Annotated in this window: 2 protein-coding genes; both read right to left on the bottom strand. The window is 34.5% G+C overall.

The annotated features are described in order from the left end of the window. Positions 1-86: 86 nt before the first annotated feature. Complete coding sequence (locus EDC17_RS16770; RefSeq protein ID WP_132779384.1) at positions 87-488, bottom strand: hypothetical protein; 402 nt, start codon at positions 486-488, stop codon at positions 87-89. 88 nt (positions 489-576) lie between these two features. Next, complete coding sequence (locus EDC17_RS16765) at positions 577-1,125, bottom strand: hypothetical protein (protein WP_132779382.1); 549 nt, start codon at positions 1,123-1,125, stop codon at positions 577-579. Positions 1,126-1,219 lie beyond the last annotated feature (94 nt).

The raw sequence follows: 1,219 nt of genomic DNA, 5'->3' as shown, positions 1-1,219 counted from the left end.
GAGTAAATTACTAGGATGCATATTGTCAAAATACAATTCAAATCTTAATGTGTCATTCAAAGTATAACCTGAGCTCTTAATATATTTTAATATCCGTTTATTAAAAGCTCCTGACCACCTTTAAATTCTCCACGAATTCCGTAATTTATAAATGCATTTTCACCTATTTTCAAACCTGTAGTATTTATATCCACAATAGCAGTATCCACAATGGGATTAATTATAAAATTCAAATGATATACAAAAGAGTCCTTTAACTTTGATTTATCAAATTCTATTTCACCAATAAAATTAATAGAAGAATCTACATATAAACTATCGTTAACATAGGCTAACACATATGAACCTTCTTGCGACTTACTAGCTATATCTATTCTATTTTGGTTAATATAGGTTTGAATTGTAACCGCAATAGAATCTAAAGCTGATTGTTGAGAAAATCCTTTTACACTCAATAAACCAAAGAATAAAACTAATAAATACCTCATAAATTAAAGATGCAAAACCTAACTCATTTTCACAAAAAAGCCCAACTTTTTACAAGCTGGGCTTCTTTACACAAATTCGAATTCCAAACTACAATCTTAATTCCTTCAACGCATTATCTACAGCAAGCTGGTCATTTAAATCAATATTCTTGTTTTTCAAAGTTGCCACCACACCACCAGGAACTATGACATATCTAAATTGTATCGATCCTAAACCAACAGAAGCTGAGTTATCATGCGTATATATTGTGATCAAAATTCTACCAGGCTTTGGGAGATAGCTTATTGTACTTGTTTTTGCAGGACCAACACCCGGACCTGCATCTGATGTATATGGCAATTGATGTACAGAATTTTGGTATAAATAATACACCATTATCAAGCCCTGATCAACTAGCGACTGTGTAAGACGAGGTACATTAATATGATTAACTTTATATTGCGTTCCATCTATTGATGTATATCTTTGTGATTGTGGAAAACTCAGCCATCCGCTATAAATAACGTTGGCAGAACCAGTAGCTCCTCTAAGATTTACTCCAGACCCCCAGCCTGCCGCTGTTTTTGGACCATAAAACATACTATTGGACAATCGGAAATAATAATCACCATTCACCCCCTGCGAGGCAGCAGGCACATCATTACACTATAAATCATCGATCCATTATCACCCTTGACCCCTTGTATACCTTGTGGTCCAGCAGGTCCTTGCGGACCTGTATCTCCTTTTT

Source organism: Sphingobacterium alimentarium, assembly GCF_004342685.1.
Taxonomy (GTDB): Bacteria; Bacteroidota; Bacteroidia; order Sphingobacteriales; family Sphingobacteriaceae; genus Sphingobacterium; species Sphingobacterium alimentarium.
The sequence above is the reverse complement of the archived record's forward strand: the minus strand, read 5'-3'. Positions and strand labels throughout refer to the sequence as shown.